This window comes from Larkinella sp. VNQ87, assembly GCF_049445795.1.
In the GTDB taxonomy this organism is placed as follows: domain Bacteria; phylum Bacteroidota; class Bacteroidia; order Cytophagales; family Spirosomataceae; genus Larkinella.
The window spans coordinates 46,090-65,963 of sequence record NZ_JBMSDT010000024.1 but is presented as its reverse complement, the minus strand read 5'-3'; the positions used below and the strand labels follow the sequence as shown (position 1 = coordinate 65,963).

General features: G+C 53.4%; 15 protein-coding genes and 1 CRISPR repeat array. Of the genes, 3 read left to right on the top strand and 12 right to left on the bottom strand.

The annotated features are described in order from the left end of the window. Positions 1 to 31: 31 nt before the first annotated feature. Positions 32 to 416: a CRISPR direct-repeat array (repeat unit 36 nt; unit sequence GTTGAAGTACCAGTCTGACGGAGAAGAGATTGAGAC). 90 nt (positions 417 to 506) lie between these two features. The 7 genes from ACO2Q8_RS28510 to ACO2Q8_RS28480 all read right to left on the bottom strand — a co-directional run bounded on the left by ACO2Q8_RS28510 (position 507) and on the right by ACO2Q8_RS28480 (position 6,799). Then, complete coding sequence (locus ACO2Q8_RS28510) at positions 507 to 1,202, bottom strand: CRISPR-associated endonuclease Cas6 (RefSeq protein ID WP_423348311.1); 696 nt, start codon at positions 1,200 to 1,202, stop codon at positions 507 to 509. 109 nt (positions 1,203 to 1,311) lie between these two features. Next, positions 1,312 to 2,172, bottom strand: a complete 861-nt coding sequence (locus ACO2Q8_RS28505) for an META domain-containing protein (RefSeq protein ID WP_423348310.1) — start codon at positions 2,170 to 2,172, stop codon at positions 1,312 to 1,314. Positions 2,173 to 2,229: 57 nt separating this feature from the next. Further along, positions 2,230 to 3,309 (bottom strand): Gfo/Idh/MocA family protein, encoded by a 1,080-nt coding sequence (locus ACO2Q8_RS28500; protein WP_423348309.1) that lies wholly within the window; start codon positions 3,307 to 3,309, stop codon positions 2,230 to 2,232. Between the two features lies 1 nt (position 3,310). Beyond that, positions 3,311 to 3,676: a DUF5615 family PIN-like protein gene (locus ACO2Q8_RS28495; RefSeq protein WP_423348308.1), complete on the bottom strand. Its 366-nt coding sequence runs from the start codon at positions 3,674 to 3,676 to the stop codon at positions 3,311 to 3,313. Next, entirely contained in the window at positions 3,676 to 3,915 is a 240-nt protein-coding gene (locus ACO2Q8_RS28490) for a DUF433 domain-containing protein (protein WP_423348307.1), read from the bottom strand. The genes ACO2Q8_RS28495 and ACO2Q8_RS28490 overlap by 1 nt, the downstream gene beginning before the upstream one ends. Before the next feature lie 166 nt (positions 3,916 to 4,081). Then, a complete protein-coding gene (locus ACO2Q8_RS28485; protein WP_423348306.1) occupies positions 4,082 to 5,113 on the bottom strand; it encodes a galactitol-1-phosphate 5-dehydrogenase in 1,032 nt (343 codons plus the stop codon). A 96-nt stretch (positions 5,114 to 5,209) separates the two neighbouring features. Further along, the gene (locus ACO2Q8_RS28480) at positions 5,210 to 6,799 is read right to left on the bottom strand and encodes an McrB family protein (protein ID WP_423348305.1); all 1,590 of its coding nucleotides are present in this window, start codon (positions 6,797 to 6,799) and stop codon (positions 5,210 to 5,212) included. 90 nt (positions 6,800 to 6,889) lie between these two features. On the opposite strand from ACO2Q8_RS28480, the gene ACO2Q8_RS28475 reads away from it, so the two are divergent. Next, positions 6,890 to 7,753, top strand: coding sequence for a hypothetical protein (locus ACO2Q8_RS28475; RefSeq protein WP_423348304.1), 864 nt, complete (start codon positions 6,890 to 6,892; stop codon positions 7,751 to 7,753). Positions 7,754 to 7,879: 126 nt separating this feature from the next. Here the strand turns inward: ACO2Q8_RS28475 and ACO2Q8_RS28470 are convergent, their stop codons facing one another. Beyond that, positions 7,880 to 10,882, bottom strand: a complete 3,003-nt coding sequence (locus ACO2Q8_RS28470) for an FAD-binding and (Fe-S)-binding domain-containing protein (protein ID WP_423348303.1) — start codon at positions 10,880 to 10,882, stop codon at positions 7,880 to 7,882. 170 nt (positions 10,883 to 11,052) lie between these two features. Next, positions 11,053 to 11,601, bottom strand: a complete 549-nt coding sequence (locus ACO2Q8_RS28465) for a DJ-1/PfpI family protein (protein ID WP_423348302.1) — start codon at positions 11,599 to 11,601, stop codon at positions 11,053 to 11,055. A gap of 635 nt (positions 11,602 to 12,236) precedes the next feature. Here ACO2Q8_RS28465 and ACO2Q8_RS28460 point away from each other — a divergent pair. Beyond that, a complete protein-coding gene (locus ACO2Q8_RS28460; protein ID WP_423348301.1) occupies positions 12,237 to 15,230 on the top strand; it encodes a PA14 domain-containing protein in 2,994 nt (997 codons plus the stop codon). Between the two features lie 276 nt (positions 15,231 to 15,506). Further along, complete coding sequence (locus tag ACO2Q8_RS28455; RefSeq protein ID WP_423348300.1) at positions 15,507 to 15,965, top strand: hypothetical protein; 459 nt, start codon at positions 15,507 to 15,509, stop codon at positions 15,963 to 15,965. 22 nt (positions 15,966 to 15,987) lie between these two features. Here ACO2Q8_RS28455 and ACO2Q8_RS28450 read toward each other — a convergent pair whose 3' ends face one another. The 3 genes from ACO2Q8_RS28450 to ACO2Q8_RS28440 form a co-directional block, all read right to left on the bottom strand. Beyond that, positions 15,988 to 18,399 carry a M43 family zinc metalloprotease gene (locus ACO2Q8_RS28450; RefSeq protein WP_423348299.1) on the bottom strand — a complete coding sequence of 804 codons (2,412 nt, stop codon included), beginning with the start codon at positions 18,397 to 18,399 and terminating at the stop codon, positions 15,988 to 15,990. A gap of 76 nt (positions 18,400 to 18,475) precedes the next feature. Beyond that, entirely contained in the window at positions 18,476 to 18,964 is a 489-nt protein-coding gene (locus ACO2Q8_RS28445; RefSeq protein ID WP_423348298.1) for a hypothetical protein, read from the bottom strand. Between the two features lie 79 nt (positions 18,965 to 19,043). Then, positions 19,044 to 19,874 carry a hypothetical protein gene (locus ACO2Q8_RS28440; protein WP_423348297.1) on the bottom strand — a complete coding sequence of 277 codons (831 nt, stop codon included), beginning with the start codon at positions 19,872 to 19,874 and terminating at the stop codon, positions 19,044 to 19,046.

The following is a 19,874-nucleotide window of genomic DNA, read 5'->3' as shown; positions in this document are numbered from 1 at the left end:
AAATAACTGCCAGTACGACAAAAACACCTAAGTTGAAGTACCAGTCTGACGGAGAAGAGATTGAGACATTGTACTGATCGACCGAGTACGTCAGCTTGCGGTTGAAGTACCAGTCTGACGGAGAAGAGATTGAGACTCAGCCACTCGCCGACTTTCAGCGACCCGCCGACGTTGAAGTACCAGTCTGACGGAGAAGAGATTGAGACATTATGGCAATAATTTTTGCGATTCTTGGGGATGTTGAAGTACCAGTCTGACGGAGAAGAGATTGAGACATAGTAGGAATAGTCGCCAATCTCGACCAACTCGGTTGAAGTATCAGTCTGACGGAGAAGAGATTGAGACATCTGCTTTACTGCTTTTCGAAGTCCTTCCATGAGGTTGAAGTACCAGTCTGACGGAGAAAAGAGGAAAAGCAAAAAGCCCCGAAACGAGCAGCGTAACGGATCGTTTCGGGGCTTTTTGATCAATCAAAATACATGCAGCGAGTTGGCTGTGGCCCTGGTTCAGTGCCCGGTTTGCCAGCCGAAGCCTTTGCTTACGCCTTTCCCGAAAGCCACGTAATCAGGCAACACGAGGTTGCTTTCGTACCGGACATCGAAAGCCTGAAACGGCGGTTGGCCCGTCTGGCTGCGTAACCGGTGCCGCCCGGCATCGCCCACCGCCCGAATCTGCACGCACAACTCACCACGGGGAAGACGCACGCCCATTTCTCCGCAGAATTTCAGCAACTGCGCCGTCAGCGACCGTTCGAGCAGTTGCCATCGCCGGGCTTCATCGGGCAGATCCTGCCAAATGGCCATCAGGTCCGTTACCGAACCATCCCGGTTTTTGATCGTGTTGAGGCCCATCCACTGGTGCAGGGTATAAGTGTGCAGGCTGTCGTCCAGCCGTAGGTTGGTCCGTTGCTCCAGCCGTTCGACGGCCCCGAAGCGGTCGGGCTGGCGGTCGACCTGTGTCCGGATCAGGGCATCAATCGCATCGTACCCTTCCTGAATGCCGAACAAGGTGGCCCGCCCCCGGAAGCTCCGGTAGTGAATGCGCGGATACCGGTAGATGACGCCCCCGGGTTCGGAGGTATGGTTATGAAAGAAATCGTCCTGCCAGGCGAGTTGTTCGTTCAGATACCCCCGAAACTGGTTGATTTCGACCGTGCGGAGCGGCCAGTTCCGGAATACAACCAGGACGGTTTTGACAAGCATGAGCGACAGAAGAAAAAGGAAGGAAACCGCTTCGATAAAGAACTCAAAAGCGAAAGATAAGCGATTTCGGGCAAATCACAAACGGGACACCGCCCAACTTACTGCCCGCTCAACCCCGCAGTTTGCGGTTCTTTTTAGCCACTTTCCGGAATGACATGACGTACTTGCCATCGGCCAGGAGCGTCAGCCGGTTGTTGCTGATGCGGTAGAGTGTCACGCTCTGGAGGGTTGTCAGAAAACCGGATTCGAAATTGTACGGACAGGCCCGGCGAGTGGTCGGGGCGGCTTCAAACCGGATGTTATCCCCGTCGGCCTGCACCTGGCCCTGCATGGGATTGCAACCCGTAAAGCCCTGTAACCGTTTTGCTTTCATGTCCAGGTCGAGGGTCGGAATTTGCCGGTTCACAAACTGCTCGGCGTGCAGCCGCTGGCCCCGGTAGGTTTCCAGCACCCACTGGCTGGTTAGCCGCGCCATGCCGTTCAGAAAGGAGCCGCAACCGCTGTAGCGCTGGCCGTTGGCTTCGACCGTGACGCCGTATGCGTAGCTCTGGCCCGACCGCGCATCCCGGCAGACCACGGGGTTGATGATCACTTTCAGGCGTCCGCTGCGTCGATTAGCCGAAACCGGGCGATTACTGGCTGAGCGCCGACTTGATTCGGTGGGCTCAGCGATTAGCTCGGCGTCGAATAAAAGACCGTTTCCACCCGCAACGCGCTGGGCTTTCGGAACGGCTGCGGTCAGCAAAGTGCCCGTTGGGGTCTGAAAACGAATGGCTTTGGTAAAATCGATGTCGAGCAGCCAGGTGGGAGTTGCGCCGTGGGCGGTGAAGTCGACGCCCTGACGGCGCTTACTGCTCAGGTCGGTGGTCATTCGTTCCATCGCTTGGGAACTGCCGACGGGCGTTTTGCGGCACCCGTCGGCCAGGACCATCATACCGAGGAGGTAAACAAGTCGAGTCAGTTGTTTCATAATCCGATGAGTTACCTCCAAAACGGAAACTCACCGGTTTTTGTTGAGTCCGCCCGCTCAACCCAATCGAACGGGACGGTTCGTGCGCGTCGATTCGTAGATAGCCTGGAACAAGGCGACCACGTTCCGGCCATCCTGCGCCGTCACGAGCGGTTTTCGTCCGTCGCGGATTGCCTGGGCAAAATCCGCCAGTTGCTGCGAGAAGTAGTAGGTTGACGAATCGACACTGCTAAAGGCCTGATCGTCTTCGGCTTTCCAGATTGGCTGCATCTCAGCTTCGTCCGGTACCGACCATACATCGTTGTAGGGCGAATCCTGAATCCCGGTCATACCGGCAATGAACATGGAGCCACCGTCGGTCTGCACGCCAATCGAAGCGCCGTTTTGGCCGTGAATATGCACCTTGCCGTACAGTCCCGGTTTCTGCGAATTGCTGACGATGACGTTGCCAATCCCGCCGTTTTTAAACCGGATGATAGCCACCGCCGAGTCGTCGACCTCGATGTAAGGGTGGTTCAGGTTGGCCCAGACACCGTACACCTCTTCCATTTCACCCATGTACCAGAGCAGCAAATCGAGCTGATGCGGAGCCTGGTTGACCAGAACGCCCCCGCCCTCGTGCTGCCACGAACCACGCCACGGATCGCTCCGGTAGTATTCCTCACTCCGCCAGCCGAGCAACTGGGCTACTCCCAGTGCCGGTTTTCCGATCTTCCCGGCGTCGATGGCCTGCCGCATCCGCAGGCAGGGTTCATAAAACCGGCGCTGGCTGACCGTTGCCAGTTGCCGGTTCGCTTTCCGGGCGGCTTCCATCATCGCATCGCAGTCTTCCAGCGACGATGCCAGCGGTTTTTCGACCAGCACATGTGCTCCGGCTTCCAGGGCCGCTACGGCAACTGCGCGGTGGGCCGGGTGGGGTGTGCACACGATACAGATGTCCACATTCTCACGGTCGACCATGTCGTAAATGTCCGAATAGGCCGCAATCCCGTATTGATTGGCGAACGCTTCGGCGCGCTGGTGATTCCGGCCATAAATGGCAACAAGTTGAGTATCGGGCGTTTGCAGAGTCGCTTTCGCATGAAGATGGGCCACCTTTCCGGGGCCAACGAGGGCAATGTTGAGGGTTTTAGGCATATTAATAGCTTATCATTTCTTTTGAATTAATTTCAATCATGTCTGAGCCGGATTCAAAAGAAGATACAATTGCAATGAGTACCGTATCCAACCAGTCTATTAAATCCCGATTGCGGATATTTCCCACTGCTAAATGGAGTACTTTCGGTGGTGCCCCTTTCAAAAAATAATGCATTGAGAAGTCATTATCTTTTGTAATGATAATGCGATTGTGCTCGATTGCTATCTGGCTAATCTGCTCATCTTCTAATAAGTAGCCTTCAGAGAAGAAGGTTGTATGAATTGCATCAAAGCCTTTTCGGCAAAGGAAAGCAGCGAGTATTGGCGGAAGTTGCGTATCCACCAGAAACCTGAGATTACCTGTCATCAGGCAGCCGTCGTAAAGACCGTAATGGCATTCGCATTGGCCACACGCGACGCATACAACAAGCAGGCCTGAATATCCGCTTTTTCAATATAAGGATAGTCTTGCAGAATTTCCTCTTCGGTCATCCCAGCCGCTAACAATTCCAGCATGTGGGCTACCGTAAACCGCATATTTCGAATGGTCGGCTTCCCCAGACTAACCTTCGGATTACTGGTAATCCGTTTTAACAAATCTTCCATCGGAAATTAGTTTGTCAAAATTAGTAATAAATAGGCTGGCTTGCGCTCGAATGATAGCTCCTTCCCTCCCTTCGCTATTCGTTAATCAAGATTCGCTATTTCAAATAACGAACACCGAATATTGCATAACGAACAACGAAGTGGGGGCACAATAATCCGCTACGGGTCAGGGCTTCAACACCACCTTGATCAGCCCTTTTTCTTTCTCGTATAACCGCTGAAACCAACTCGCTCCTTCGGCCAGCGGCACTTCGGCGCTCAGGATGGCTTCGACATTGATTTTTCCGGACGAAATCAAACTCAGCGCGGCTTCGTATTCGCCATTGATGGCGCACGAACCCTGCAACCGCAACTGCCGCGTCACGATGGCCTGCAACGAGATATCGACCGATTTGGCCAGATTGCCCACCAGCGTCACTGTCGCCCCTTTCCGAACGCAGTCGACGGCGGTTTTGACGGTGGGCGCAATCCCGACTACCTCGAACGACACATCCGCCCCACGTCCCTGTGTCCGTGCCTGCACCTCCGCCGTAACATCCTGCCGACTGGCGTTGATGGTCACGTCAGCACCGAGCTTCCGGGCTAAAGCGAGTCGGTCGTCATCCAGATCGACAGCGATAATCGGGCTGCACCCGGCCAGTTTCAGCGCCTGAATGACGAATAAGCCGATCATCCCTGCTCCCACGACAGCAGCCGAATCATTGACCTGAACCGGCGTCAGGCTCAGCGCGTGCAATGCCACCGCCACGGGCTCGACCAAAGCCGCCTGGGTAAAGCTGACGTTGTCGGGAATCTGATATAAAATGTGTTGAGGAACGATAACGTATTCAGCAAACGCGCCCTGCCGCCGGAAATCGGGGGTGGAAACGCCCAGTACCTCGCGACCGTCGCTGAGGTTGTACATGCCCCGACGGCTGTACCAGTCGTCGAGCGCGTACACCGTCGAATCGAACGTAACACGGTCGCCGGTGTGCCAGTTTTTTACGTTTTCGCCCACTTCGGCGATGATTCCGGAGGCTTCGTGGCCCATCACAATGGGCGGAATCCGGCGGCCGCTGCTCCCGTCCATGCCGTGAACGTCGCTGCCGCAAATGCCAACGGCCTGAACCCGCACCAGCACATCGGTCGGTCCGGGTTTGGGGCGAGGCAAGTCTTGCAATTCAAAGTGTTTGTAATCAGTTAGGACCAGAGCTTTCATACTGTTGCCGTACCCACGGACTTCAGTCCGTGTTTTGGAGTTAGTACAATCTAGATGATAATATTAACTCTCACGGACTAAAGTCCGTGGATACGATTAAGGTTTATGATAAATAGAAATAAATGCTTCTTTCGGCACCTGTTCATAGTCTCGCCGGAGCAGATGCGGGTTTATCTCGTACGTGACAACCTCTGCCAGATCATCCGGTTCTTCGCCGAACACTTCTTTGGTCAGGGCTGGTCGGTATTGTTTTTTCACCCGGATCAGCTTTTGTTCCGGCGCTTTTCCCCAGGCCGGATTGTCGCCCAGCACCAGTTGAATTTTTCGCCAGTCGCCGTAAAAATACTCCTGCAACAACGGAATGATTCGGTCACAGAACGCATCACACAGCTCTTCGTGCGACTGAACATTCATCAGGTACGCATGACCGATCTGGTGATCGCGATCGTAAAGGTATTCAATTCGTTCGTTGATGACACGAAGAAGTTCGGCCAAATCCACCCCATCGACCCGGGCGAGCAAACCGGGTTCGGGCAAAACCTCCCGAAAATGAAACCGACGACGCAGCGCAATGTCCAGCAAAGCAATCGAACGGTCGGCGGTATTCATCGTTCCCAGCACGTACAAATTGGCCGGAACCCCAAACCGTTCCTGCGAATACGGCAACGTCAGCCATAGTTCGTTGGCCGCGCCCAAGCGTTTATCGGGCTCAATGAGCGTGATCAGTTCACCAAACACCTTGGAAATGTTGGCCCGGTTGATTTCATCAATGATCAGCACGTAACCGTCAGCCCGCGCGATTTTCTGCTGCCGGTTTTCGACCGAATCGTTTAGGCAATCGGCTAGGGTCGTGTAACCGGCCTTTTGCAAGGCGGCCAGGCAGGCCTTGTAGAAAATGCCCTTCGCTACCTTGTAATTGAGCTGGTTGTTTCGGGTTTCGGGCCGGATGCCTTCCACAAACTCTTCGTATCCGAACGACGGATGAAACGTCACCCACTCGGTATCAAAGGATTTACAGAGCTGTTGCGCTTCAAAGGATTTACCGGTGCCGGGGGGACCATACAAAATGCAGTTCGATGGAAGGGCGGGACGGGACGGGACGGTTTTCTGATAAACTTCCGGTTCTTCCTCCACACCACTCCAGGCGTCAGTTTCGCGTTCGGGCCGGAAAATGGCGGTCATGATTTCACCCCGGATCGCTTCATCGTCGGCGGCCTGGTAAATCAGCGGGTTATGCGTGGCCGTGTGGGGACCGCGTTTGGTGGTCACCAGCAATTCCATCAAACAATCCTCCCAGCATTTTCGCAGAATCGGATGGTTCAGCAGATGATCCGACGATTGCCCAACCACGATGGAAATGTAGTCTGATTTTTCCGTCAACGGAATCACATCCACACCGCCGATGGGCTCAATGCGCTCGCGGCACCCTTTCTTGACCGTCAGCCAGAACTCGATCTCACCCTGTCGGGGCCGGGAAAGACGGAGCGCCAGAAAAAAATTGATGTAAGCCGAAACCGCCCGGCGCTCACGGTCGACGACGAATGCCAGCCGGGCATCGCCATTGGGCAGATTCACCATTTCGATCAACTCCTTCAACAACCCAAAGTATTTCCGGATCGCTTCCGGGTGGTCGATCGCTTTTAATTTCTCGAGTAACTGATGTCGCTGCTGGGTTAAAGTCATCATTTCACAGATCATGCCGCCCGTCGAATCTACGACATTTTGGCAAATAGTTCGTATTTTGGCCGTTCAGTTGTTGCTTAGGCCGCCTTGCGTATGAAAAAATGGTTTGGCTATGGATGGATGGCGCTCATGCTGGTGGCCTGTACACTCGACAACCCGACACCGACGGATCAGGTTTGTTTAGTCACAGAGCTTGTACAATCCCAACAGCAACAGGAGGTTAGCCGGCAAATGTTCCAGTATCAAAACGGTAAACTGATCGGCTATACCGATCAGACGGCCAATCGCACTTTGTCTTTTCGCTTCAACTACGCGGGCGGCAAGGTAGCTTCGGCGTATACCAGTGACCAGTCGATTGTCCTGAGCCTGGAATACGACGAATTTGAGCGCATCATCAAGGCGTCTTACCTGGTCGATAACAAGGAACGCACGGTTTTTTCCCTGCACTACGCGTCCAATGACCGGGCCGAGCGGCTGGTAAAGATCGTGGAAACGCGGGTGATGCTGCCCACCAACTCCTTTATTGCCAGCCGAACCTTTCAGTTTTCCTACCGGGAAGTGGCCTACCAGGCCGAAGACCTCGTTTCGGAAAGTGTGCAGAACGGATACCGGGACGGTTCCCGCAGCGAAGAAGAATTTACCTTTGAGCAGGATGCTGCCAACCACTCGCCTTTTTACGATGCCAGCCAGCCCATTGTGTTGGCCTTGCTGGCCCTGACCAACCAGACCGACTCGAATGCGGCCCGCTACCTGCAACGGTTTGATTGCCGGTCTTTTACACACCAGGTGACCGACTCCAACGGCACCGTTGTCCGGCAGGAAGCCAACCGGTTCAGTACAGAATACGACGGACATTTCAACCCCCTGCGCTCGACCCGTCAGATTCAGATTTCCATTCCCAACGATTCGGCAGAACAATCGATTCAGTATTCCTACCAGTACGAATGCATTGAATAAATCCGTAGTGTTTTTTTGAATTGACTAATTAGGTTTTGTACCGGACCATGACAACCCCACCCCAACCCCTCCCTACGGGGGAGGTTGGGGTGGGGTATAACCGAATCAACCAATACATTTTTTTGACTAAACCAGGGCATCAAACAGAATTTCGGCCGGATGCCGGGCCACGCGGCCGGTCCCGTCCTTGATCTGGTGGCGGCAACTCGTCCCCGGAGCCGCAATGATCACCTCAGCCGGTTGCTGACGAACCGTCGGGAACAGCACCAGTTCACCCACCTGCATCGACAGTTCGTAGTGTTCTTTTTCGTAGCCAAACGAACCCGCCATCCCGCAGCAGCCCGACGGAATCAGGTGCACCTCGTAGTTTTCGGGCAACGACAACATCTTTTTGGTTGGCACCAGCGACGACAGCGCTTTCTGGTGACAATGCCCGTGCAGTTTAATCAGTCGCTTTTCCGTCGTAAAAGCGGTTTTCTGAATCCTTCCCCGGTCAATTTCCCGCGCAATGAACTCGTCGACGAGCAAGGTATTTTTTGCCAGGTGCTGGGCATCGGCTTTCAGCTCAGCCGGAACCAGATCGGGGTATTCGTCTCGAAAACCGAGGATCGCCGAGGGCTCAATTCCGATCAATGGCGTTTCGTCGGTAATGAGCTCTTTCAACCGGATCACATTCTCCGTTGCAATTCGCTGCGCATCCCGCACCAAACCTTTCGACAGATACGTCCGGCCACTTTCAAGGTGTTCCGGGATGATCACCGTGTAGCCCAGCCGCTCCAGCAACTGAACGGTTTTTATCCCCACCTCCACGTCGTTGTAATTCGTAAACTCGTCGCAGAACAGGTAGACGGTTTGGGCAGAGGGGTTTTTCCCCGTTACCGTATTCTCTGCCCCATGCCCCATGCCCTCTGCCCCGCGCCCCGCGCCCTTCGCCCACTGCCGCAGGGTGGTTTTGCCCAGTTCGGGCATGGTCCGCTCGGGATGAAAACCGGCCATGCGGTTGGCAATGCGCCGGAGCGCCGGGGTCTCGTAAATGGCGTTGTAAGCCCAGGGAGCCAGGCTCGCCAGCGACATCAATTTGGTGAAGTTACCGACCAGCCGCGAGCGCAACGGAGTTCCGTTGGCGTCGTAATAATGCTGTAAAAACTCGGCTTTCATCCGGCTGATGTCCACGCTCGACGGGCATTCCGACTTGCAGCCTTTGCAGGAAAGGCACAAATCCATCACTTCCTTGATCTCGTCGTGGTCGAAGCGGTTGGCTTTCTCGGAATGGGTCAGAAACTGCCGCAGGATGTTGGCCCGCGCCCGGGTGGTGTCGCGCTCCCGGCGGGTCGCCATGTAGCTCGGGCACATCGTTCCGCCCGTCACCTCGGTTTTGCGGCAATCGCCCGAACCACTGCATTTTTCGGCCAGATTCAGGATGTTTTCTTCCGCCGAAAAATCAAAAATCGTGTCGATTTGAATCGACTGCTGATCCGGCGCATACCGCAGAAAGGCGTTCATGGCCGGGGTATCGACAATCTTGCCGGGATTGAAAATGCCGTGTGCATCCCAGGTCTGTTTGATGTCCTGCACTCGTTTAAAATTGTCCTCCCCGATCATGAACGGAATGAACTCCCCGCGCAACCGGCCATCACCGTGCTCCCCGGAAAGCGAACCGCCGTATTTTTTGACCAAAGCCGCCGTATCGGCCAGCAAATCGCGGAACTGCTGACGTCCTTCGCGGGATTTCAGGTTGATCAGCGGCAACACGTGCAGTTCACCCGCCCCAGCGTGAGCAGAATATTCGAGCGTCAGGCCATGCCGTTCGGCGGCCATGTGATCCAGTTCATCGATGTAATCGGGCAAATCCCGGACATCCACGGCGCAGTCTTCAATGACATTCGCCGGTTTGTGGTCGCCCGGAATGTTATACATGATGCTCAACCCGGCCTTGCGCAAACTCCAGGCTTTGGTGGCTTCCTCGCCGTAGAGAATCGGGTACGCATAGCCCAGTCCGGCCCGTTGCAAGGCTGCGATGAGTTGTTCGGCTTGCTGCGTAACGGCTTCCGGCGTGTCGGCAAAAAACTCGATCATCAGCACGGCTTTGGGGTCGCCGACCACAAAATCCCGGTTTTTGGCCTGTTCAATGTTGCCTTTGGTCAGTTGCAAAATGTAATCATCGACCAGTTCGGAGGCTGAACACTGGTGGTCGAGCGCAATCAGGTTGGCCTCCAGCGACTGGCGAATCGTAGCGAAATGCGCACACACCAGGGCGCTTTTTTTCGGCGGCAGCGGCAACAGGTTCAGTTTGGCTTCTGTGATAAAACAGAGCGTCCCTTCCGATCCGGCAATGAGTTGGCAGAAATTAAACCGCTGATTCGGGTCGTTTGGCTGTTCGAAAAACGGCAGCAGTTCGTCGAGGGCATAGCCGGTATTCCGGCGCGTGATGGTCGGTTTCGGAAAACCGACCCGAATCTGCCGCTGGCTGGCCGGGCTGCTCAGCATGTTTTGGATTTGCTGGTAAAGCCGTTGTTCGAGCGGACTCACCACGTTTTCTCCCCGGCATTTAGCCTCAAACTCATCGCGGCTCAGGCTCCGGAATGTCACCTCAGCCCCGTCGCCCAGGATCGCTTTCACTTCGAGCAGATGACGCCGGGTATCGCCCCAGACAATGGAGTGCAACCCGCAGGAGTTATTGCCGATCATTCCGCCGATCATTGCCCGGCTGGCCGTCGAGGTTTCGGGGCCGAACATCAGCCCGTGCGGTTTTAACACTGCGTTCAGATCATCCCGGATCACGCCCGGCTGAACCCGCACCCATTGCTCACCTGCGTTGATTTCCAGCACATTAGAAAAGTACTTGGAGCAGTCGGCCACAATGCCCCGCCCGACCACCTGCCCGGCCAGCGAAGTTCCGGCCGCGCGCGGAATCAGCGAGGTACGGTTCTGGCGGGCAAACCGCACCAGGCGCTTGATGTCTTCGACGGTTTTCGGGATGGCAACGGCCAGCGGTTTTTCCTGGTACACCGAAGCATCCGTGGCATACAGCAGCCGCATGGCTTGGTGTTCAGCCGAATCGTCGTAGTACAAATCGCCCTCGAACGATTGCGCCAGCGGGGAAAAGGTGGGTGTGGGAATTCGGAACATTTTCGGTTGTTGCGGGTCTGAAAAAAAACCTGCGAATTTAGACCTGAATTTACCGAAAAAAAAGCGACGATGACTTCGCTGCGGCAGGAACCGTCTAAACGGAGCAAGTGCCGGGTAACATACGGTTTTGAGCCAGACCGATCCAGTTCCTACTCTTCCACCGGTTCTGCTTATTTGAGGCAGGCAAAGACCTCGCGGTAGAAGTCAGGGTGCGACTGCCAGGTCTGGGCGGTTACGATATTGCGGTCGCGGACGGCCTCCTGGGTCGAATACGTACCCCCGCCCATCTCAATTTCGGCCCGCACGTGTTCGTACGCGGTGAGCGTTCGGTTGTTGGCCAATCCGGCGGTGACCAGAATCTGGATGCCGTGGCAGATGGCAAAGACCCATTTCCCCTGCCGGTCGAACGCGCGGACGACTTCCAGCAGCGCGGCATGGTTGCGCAGGTATTCGGGCGCACGGCCACCCAGCAGCAGGATGGCGTCATAGTCGGCCACGACGACCTCGTCAATAGTCAGGTCGGAAGCCAGGCAATAACCGGGCCGTTCGATATAGGTGTCCCAACCGGGTTCAAAATCGTGCATGACCAGGTTAAGCCGGCGTTTGCTGGGGGCGGCAATCACCGCCCGGTCGCCTTCTTCCTGAAAGCGGTGGACGGCGTAGAGGGTTTCGTAACTTTCGCCACCATCACCGGTGACGATCAGAATTTTGCGATTCATAGCGGAAAGAAGTTAAAACATAGGAGTAGAATAGCGATTTCATCCGTCTCAACCACCAAAAGCCATCTACCCGCAGTGTCCTACCTGTCCAGTTAATTTCTGATAAAATTTTTTATATCCAATCTGTAAAATAGCCTAAACCGCAGACCCTGCTCCTATTCACCCAACACTTGCTCTCAGTATGTGCCCCAGTTAGATATTCTGTATACCTCTTGCATAACTCTTTTACAACTATTTAAAACTCTTCTCCAGAAGCGCTAACTCTCAGTTTTCTGATAAGGAAAAACCGGTAACATTATATAATGTTACCGGTTTTTTATATAAAAAAACAAATAAAATTTTTCGGTTTTAAGGTTGCTTTTTGCCTCATCGTTGTCTTATAATTGCGGCTTAAACAAAACTTTATTCATATGTTACCAACTTTACAACACAAAGTTACAAGCCGAATTGTAGCCTTGCTGGTCGTCCTGTTGCTGACATCAGCCTGGGTCTTTCCGTTGAACGAGAAAGCCATTTTAAAGTCATCGAAGACACATCCGACTGGGGCGCCTAAACCGGCCACACCCCGGTTTTCTTCCAAATGGCGACCCGCTAACGACCCGATCCGCTTCAGCCTCTGGGCCAGCCAAAAAACCGTGTCGCTCGGCCAACCGGTCGAACTGACCATTACCGCTCAGTATCTCAGCCTTTCGCCCGCCCTCCTGTACACGGTTGCCGGTTCCAACGCTTTCCGCCTGAAGCTGCTCGTGCCGGACGGATTCGTTCGGACGGGGGGCGACTACGCCGATTTGGTAACTACTGAGTTATCCCCCGCGAAACCGTCCGTTTCGTTTACCGTAACGGGCTACTTTACCCGACCCGGAACCGACCTAACCTTCCGGCTTCTCCGCAGCCACGCCAACGCCGATGCCAGCAGCCTGTTTGTTGACAAAGCCCGTCTGGCACTACAGGTGATCAACTCTCCCGAACTTGTCCGTAACCGGTCGGCCCGCGAAAGTAGCTGTACTTCGTTTGGCGAGACTTGTTCGGGCAACCAATCCGAAATCCGGAACCAGACGATTTCGGTCGCGACCGAAGGAGATTATTCGCTGACTATTTCTTATCGGTCCCCGGAGAAAAATGTGGATGGGCTGATCCGGATCAATGGCGATCCGCGCACCGTTACTTTCCCGCAGACTGGTTCATATCAAAATAAGTCAATCGGCACGGTTCGCTTGCGAGCGGGAACCAATACCATCGGTATTAGCAGCGGAGCAGCCGGTGGGTACATCTGTTTTAACGCTATTTGTTTGGAAAGCCAGGGGGGTACAAGCCCAGCCCCTACCACTCCTGCTCCCACAACGGGTAATCCTTCCAACGGTAATTACGAAGGGCATTTCGACGGGGCCGATTGCGGCAACCTCTGGGGCTGGGTCTATGACCGCAATAACCCGAACGCGCCGATTACGGTTGAATTGTTGGCGAATGGACAAGTCATCACGAGTTTCTCAGCCGCGGAGTTCCGGCAGGATTTGCAGAACGCCGGGAAAGGCAACGGGCAACACGGGTTTAATTTTGCCCCTCCGGCATCGATCAAGAATGGACAGAGCCAGAACCTGAGCCTGCGGGTACAAGGCAGCAACTACATCCTGCCCAACAGTAGCCGCACCCTAACCTGCGCCGGTTCGGGGTCTTCGGGCGGTACGCCAACCCAGCCCACCAATCCGACGTCGACGACTCCGCAGCAGCCGACCAGCAATCCGTCGAACGGCAATTACGAAGGTCATTTCGATGGAGCCGATTGCGGCAACCTGTGGGGGTGGGTGTATGACCGCAACAATCCGAACACGCCCCTAACGGTTGAACTGCTGGCCAATAATCAGGTGATCAGCAGTTTTGTAGCGGGCGAATTCCGGCAGGACTTGCAGAATGCCGGGAAAGGCAACGGCCAACACGGTTTTAACTATGCGCCCCCCGCAACCATCAAGAATGGACAAAACCAATCGATCACCTTGCGGGTGCAGGGCAGTACCTTTACTCTTGCCAACGGGCCAAAAACTATTCAGTGTGCGGGGAGTGGAAGTGGATCAGGAACGCCAAATCCTCAACCCAATAATGGATGCGGTTCAGGGAGTGGATTAACTGGGTCATATTATAACAACACAGATTTGACGGGAATACCCGTTTTGATACGTGATGATGCAGGAATCAATTTTCAATGGGGAGGGGCTCCAAATGTCGCTGACATCAATGCTGATGGTTTTTCTGTGCAATGGATTGGACAACTTGAAGCTCCTGTCAGTGGGAACTACATATTCAAAACAAACAATGACGACGGTACTCGCCTATGGATAAACGGGCAATTACTCATTGATGATTGGAATGGGCATCCTCCAACCTGGCGACAAGGAAGTATCTATCTTAATGCAGGCCAAAAGTATGATATTAGGATGGACTTTGTTGAATACTCAGGTGGAGCCCAAGCCCAGTTATTCTGGGAATTTCCAGGACAAGGTTTACAATTAGTTCCTGCTTGTCGATTATATCCACTAGTCAAAAGTCCATATACAGATCCAAGTGGTGGCTGGTCTGCTGCTTTTTACCAAATCTACATTGGAGACTGTTGGTACTATATTGATGGAAATGGAAAGGTAATTAGATATTCATGCGTTAAAAGCACTGGTGGCTCTGGTTCCGGTTCGGGATCAGGCTCTGGTTCGGGATCAGGCTCTGGTTCGGGGTCTGGATCAGGTTCTGGCACTCCTCCGATTAGTGGGGGTACGCCAGGTGGGACCAACGGCTCTGAGACCGGTTATGTACCCTATACAAATGAACCTTACATAAACCGGCCGGGAACCTCAATAGATGTTGAGCAAAACGCTCAGGTTTACAATATTCTCCGTCATGATTTTGGGCTTTTTAGCCTGGATGATCTTGATCAGCCCCCTTTCATGCCCCCTATGCTTGGATTGTTGATGATCAAGCAGATCGCGCGAGAAATGTATGTACTGCATATTAAAAATCCTAAATGGAGTAAAGCTCAATGTTTCCTGGAGGCATACTATAATGTACAAAGTGGGAATTTGCATTTTGTCTTAGATGCTTTTGGCCTCATTCCTGGTGCTGGCGAAGTTGCAGATGCTATTAACGGTGGGGTTTATATTCTGGAAGGAGATAAAACTAGCGCTGCATTAAGCTTTTCAGCTATGCTACCTATTGGCGGCTGGGCTGCTACAGGTGGTAAATGGGCCAGAAATGTTTTAAAATTTGATGCAGTTGATGGTAATTTTGTTTCAAGAAGTGGTTTAATATTTAAAGTATTAGGCAGAGGAAAATATAGAGACTTCAGATTAACCCATGTCCTCCGTCATATGACCGATGATTTAGAAAAAGAAGGTGGTTTACATGGTGTATTTAATGGGGACCCTAAAGAAGTGCTTTCTCTAGTTGATGAGGCCTGGGAAATTGTGCAAAGAGACAAAATAACACCCTCTATTTCATCTACGGGTAGTTATAACTATACTGTGGACATGAATAGAGTAATTGGTTGGGAGGGTGGAAGTGCAGGAACTCATACCCAATTGAGAAAGCTCTTAATTGCAACCCAACCCAATTCATCAGTCTTGATATCTGCCTTCCCAACAAAATAATCTAATGAAGAACAGATAGGTATAAAGAGTCAAAGCAATTTTTTATACTTTGATTGGCAAATTTTGTACAATTTGCCAATCAAAGTATATTTAAGATAAATGTAATATGTACTCTTTAATGAGCCAGTTTATTATTCCGTTAATAAACTTTAAATTGGATAAACGACATGTTCAAGATATTGTACTTAAATAAATTGAGGTTTATATTTTGACAAAAATTTAAATTACTCCATTTATACCAGATTCTATGACAGCTTACACCAATAAGTTAAAAATATGACAATTTCTATTATAAGCACAGGAGAACAACTTTTCCACGATGACCTCTATGTGAATTTTCCAGAGCTTGATATAGAGCAATATAACGATACGTACTATTTTGCCTTAGACAGTGGAATACTACCCGAAGAGGAAGATGAAAGAAAAGTAAAAATTGTCTTAAATGACCTGCTGACTAACTGGGAAAAATCCGTAGAAGCCCTTTCTAATGAATCAACTGCACTATTACCGATTGACTTTTCTGACCAATATGTCGGGGCTTTGAAAGTGAGAAGAAAGGATGATCACCTCACTGTCCATTACAGCACCTATAGAATGGATGGAGGGATGTTCCCTTCCTTTATGAATAAAATCTCTTTTGATGAAGAAATATTTACTTCTAAAAAATCCTTTACCATCTCGGTAAAGGATTTTTTAGCTGAAATCATGCGGGAACGTGATAAGATAGAAGTATAAAATTCATTTCTGAAAAAAACATTCACTGCTTCACCACCTTTTTCCTCACCACCTGCTCGCCGATCCTGACCTCCACGAGGTACAAACCGCCCGGCATCGTTCGGAGGTCCAGACTTCGCTCGAAGGCATCGTCGGTTTTCTGAAACTGCTGTTTCAGCACCTCCACCCCGGCGATGTTCCGCACCGAGAGGGTCAACACGCCCCGTGAGGGGTTGCGGAAGGCGAGTTTCGCCAGGCCGTCGCTCGGGTTGGGCGTCACGGTCAGCGACTGATCGGGCAGGGTCGTCGGCACTCCGGTGATCGAACCGGGCTGCACAAAAATCCGGGCCGTGGCCGTGTTGTTGCACAAATCCAGCCCGGAACCGGTCACGGTGTAGGAGGTCGTCTGGGTCGGGCGGGCCACCACCTGTGCCCCCAGCGTACTGCTCAGGTTTTGGCCGGTCCAGCTAAAAATGCTGGCACCCCGGGCGTTCAGCGTCACGGCTTCGCCGGGCAACACAAACTGCGACGAAGCGGTCAGTTGGACCGACGGTTTCATGCCGACGCGGGCCGTAATCTCGTGGGAGACATCCAGCCCCTGCCGAATCTTGTACCGCTCCCACTCGCCTTTTTCATTCTGTTCCCAGGAAGTACTGTTCGTGGATTCGCCGTTTCGCGTCGTCGCCAGCGCAACGGTGTCCCCGGCCGCGTAGGTCAGCTCGATCCCGATGTGGAACGGCAAGCCGCTCAGCGGTACATTGCGATCAAAGACGACGGTTGTGGCCCGGTTGTTGGCGACATCTTCCAGAATCGTCCGAAGTGGTACATCTTTTGTCTCCAAAACCGCCCCCGGCCCGTTCTGGAAGCCCCGTGCGTTCCAGACCGTCACGGTGACTACCGACTCGGTGGCCGCTCCACGGGCGGCTTTAGCCACGACGAAACGCAGCAAAGCCGCATGCATGTTGTTGTAACTCAACGAATTGCTGAATAGCTCAGAAACCGCCCGGGTTTTCCGGCTATTCTGCCCGGCCACATACCCCGTGCCACCCGGTTGCCGCAGGATCGTTCGCGTGCCGTTGAAGTTGGTTTGATCGGCACATAAACCCACGTTCAAAACTTCAATGTAGCTGTCCCGCACGACCGGTGCGGAAGTTCCCGCGCTGTTCGAAGTCACCAGCGTTACCCTGAATTTACCCGGCTGTGCGTACGTCACGACCGGGTTTTGCTCGTTGGAGGTGGCCGGCGTGCCGCCCTCGAAGGTCCATTGCCAGGTGGTCGGGAAATTGGTCGAAAGGTCGGTAAACCGCACTTGACCGCCCAGTAGCACCTGGAGGTTTTCGGCCCGGAAGTTGGAAGTCGGTCGGGTGGCAACAACGGTTCCGCAGACGTTGGAGTTGACCAGGTTGGCCCGCCGAACCGCAAACTGCATCACCGCCCGCATCCGGGTTTTCTGCCCCCGCGTAAAAATATTGAAACAACCGTCGTCGGAATAGTCCATGTAGTTTTCCACCATGTTGGTACTACCGCAACTCGTCCGACCCTTCTGACAACCCCGGCTTTCGGAGGCCTGCGTGGGCGTGTCATCCACGTAATCGTTTCCGCAGTTGGCATCGCCCCAGATGTGGTATAATCCCAGCCAGTGGCCTACTTCATGCGTCAGGGTCCGGCCCAGGTTGTAGGGTGCCTGCATGACGGGGAAGTTGCCCTTTTCGGCGTTCCCGAACGACTGGTACCGGACGACGACGCCGTCGGTGCTTCCGGCTCCCATGTTCGGCGACAAACCGGGCAGGGTTGACTGGCTCGGAAACTGGGCGTATCCGAGCAGTCGGTCGTCGGTAGCGGCAAAATCGACGACCCAGATGTTGAAGTATTTTTCGGGATCCCAGTAGGTATTGGGCTTCAAAACGCCCTCGATGTCGTTTCTGGTCCAGGTGGATTTGCCGAAGTTGGCGGCTCCGTTCACCCGGTTGATGCCCCGCTCACCCATCGTGGCACCCGACGGATTGATAGCCGCCAGACAGAATTCAAGCTCGATGTCGGCCCCGCGTGAATCTTCGTTAAACCCGCGCGTTCCCGGTTTCCGCCGGAAGTCTTCATTCAGGGTTTCGAGCTGCGCCTGCACCTGGGCGGCACTGATGTTCCGGCCCGTTCCGACCCCCTCTCCGGCGTGAACGACGTGGACGACTACCGGAATCGTCAAAACCGCATCGGCCAGTCGGCCCGTCCGTTCGAGTTTCTGAATTTGCTCGATGCGCTCCTGAAGCGTTTTTTCAAAAGTCGCCCGGCTGCCCATTTCGGGGTATTTGATCCGCAAGGCGCTGTCCATCTGCATGGTAGCGCATTGTTCGCGGGCGGGTTGGCTGGCCAGTTGTTGCCAGACCGGGATCGACTGCGCTCGCAACGAACCCAGCAAAAACGTTAGAGCGCCCAGCGAAAAAAGTATCCGTTTCAACATAAATACATGACAATTTACAGTAGCAAACGAGCGGTTTCTTTGTCTTCTTCTTCAGCACAACCCGCTGAATCCGCTCTTACCGGGTGGTCGAATTAAACGTAAACCGATAACTGGCCTCAATATCCGGGAAGAAGTATTCTACCGTCAGCGAATTTTCGGTCAGGTTGCGAATGGTCCAGGGAAATTTGCCACCCAAAACCGGGATCACAAATTCCAGGGTGGCATTGCCGTTGATGAGCGTCCAACTGTCTTCGAAAATCACATCGGGTTCGCTGGTATCGCACTTCGAGGGCCCGTTGGTGTACTCAAACTTATGTTCGCCGTTGGCGTAAAAAACGTACTGGTCGTCGGCTTCGCAGGGGGCAAACAAGTTCTGTGCATTCTGGACCCCATCGGATTTCCCGTTATCGAAGATCTGGTAGGACACCATCCGCCACGCTTTCTTTTCGGTGCCGGTCAGAATCTGGCTGTAGGTCAGGGGTGTGGGTTCCACTTTTTCTGAACATCCCGCGAACAGGGCCGGTAGCGTCACGGCCAGCATAAACAATCGGAACAAGGCTTTCATTGCGTACCCACGGACTGAAGTCCGTGCATTTAATTAAACCAAACAACGTAAAACTTCACCCTAAAACCGCTTGAACCGGTCATTGCGGAGTATAGGTCAGCGGTAGCGTCAGGATGCTATCCCGGGTAGCCCCATCGGGCCGAATCTTCAACCGAACGTTCAGCGAAATCTGGCGGTTTTGGGGGTTCCAAGACCCAGTTCCGCTGATGGTGTCCCGCGGGGGAGCCAGTTCCGGGCTTGACTGCACCGGAATAGTCAGCGAGTTGTCGCCGTTGTCGACAAACGTCAATTGGGCTTTGATGGCTTCAAAACTGAATAAGCCAATGTTCCAGTTGGTCACGGTGTACGTTTTGCAATCGTTGCTGATGATCGGAATGTCCTGCACGGAATAGGACTGGTTGCTCAGACGGATGGAGCCGGTGTAGGTGCCACTCAGCAGGCAGTCATCCTGAATCGTGAACGTCAGACTTCGGCCCAGTAAACCGGCACTGCCCAGTCCGATCCGCAACGAAGCGGGCTGTACATCCGTCAGGGTGAAGACGATGTTCTGCGACTCCAGGATGTTGTTGGCGTTGTTGATCAGTTTGACTTTAATTTCGCCGAAACTCTGGTTAGCCGGAATCGTGACGGTTCCCCTGGTTCCTTCAATTGCGTAGTCCTTTCCTTCCCGGGCGTTCCCTGAAATCGCATACCGCACCGTAATCGGCTCACTCAACTGCGGCCCCACATTATGGACCCGAACCGCAATCGTCTGGTTGTAACTTTCCTTGTAGGTCAGCGATGAGTCAGTAAACCGCACAAAATAAGGCCCTTCAAAGGACCGGTCGCGGTCCTGCTCCTCGCAGGCGACCACCACCCAGCCCATCAACAGAGCGCTCAGCGCAACCAGTAAGTATCGATAGTTTCTCAT

Bases quoted from the DNA above. Each gene is read 5' to 3' on its own strand.
- ACO2Q8_RS28510 (WP_423348311.1), bottom strand. From the start codon at position 1,202: ATGCTTGTCAAAACCGTCCTGGTTGTATTCCGGAACTGGCCGCTCCGC.
- ACO2Q8_RS28505 (WP_423348310.1), bottom strand. From the start codon at position 2,172: ATGAAACAACTGACTCGACTTGTTTACCTCCTCGGTATGATGGTCCTG.
- ACO2Q8_RS28500 (WP_423348309.1), bottom strand. From the start codon at position 3,309: ATGCCTAAAACCCTCAACATTGCCCTCGTTGGCCCCGGAAAGGTGGCC.
- ACO2Q8_RS28495 (WP_423348308.1), bottom strand. From the start codon at position 3,676: ATGACAGGTAATCTCAGGTTTCTGGTGGATACGCAACTTCCGCCAATA.
- ACO2Q8_RS28490 (WP_423348307.1), bottom strand. From the start codon at position 3,915: ATGGAAGATTTGTTAAAACGGATTACCAGTAATCCGAAGGTTAGTCTG.
- ACO2Q8_RS28485 (WP_423348306.1), bottom strand. From the start codon at position 5,113: ATGAAAGCTCTGGTCCTAACTGATTACAAACACTTTGAATTGCAAGAC.
- ACO2Q8_RS28480 (WP_423348305.1), bottom strand. From the start codon at position 6,799: ATGATGACTTTAACCCAGCAGCGACATCAGTTACTCGAGAAATTAAAA.
- ACO2Q8_RS28475 (WP_423348304.1), top strand. From the start codon at position 6,890: ATGAAAAAATGGTTTGGCTATGGATGGATGGCGCTCATGCTGGTGGCC.
- ACO2Q8_RS28470 (WP_423348303.1), bottom strand. From the start codon at position 10,882: ATGTTCCGAATTCCCACACCCACCTTTTCCCCGCTGGCGCAATCGTTC.
- ACO2Q8_RS28465 (WP_423348302.1), bottom strand. From the start codon at position 11,601: ATGAATCGCAAAATTCTGATCGTCACCGGTGATGGTGGCGAAAGTTAC.
- ACO2Q8_RS28455 (WP_423348300.1), top strand. From the start codon at position 15,507: ATGACAATTTCTATTATAAGCACAGGAGAACAACTTTTCCACGATGAC.
- ACO2Q8_RS28450 (WP_423348299.1), bottom strand. From the start codon at position 18,399: ATGTTGAAACGGATACTTTTTTCGCTGGGCGCTCTAACGTTTTTGCTG.
- ACO2Q8_RS28445 (WP_423348298.1), bottom strand. From the start codon at position 18,964: ATGAAAGCCTTGTTCCGATTGTTTATGCTGGCCGTGACGCTACCGGCC.
- ACO2Q8_RS28440 (WP_423348297.1), bottom strand. From the start codon at position 19,874: ATGAGAAACTATCGATACTTACTGGTTGCGCTGAGCGCTCTGTTGATG.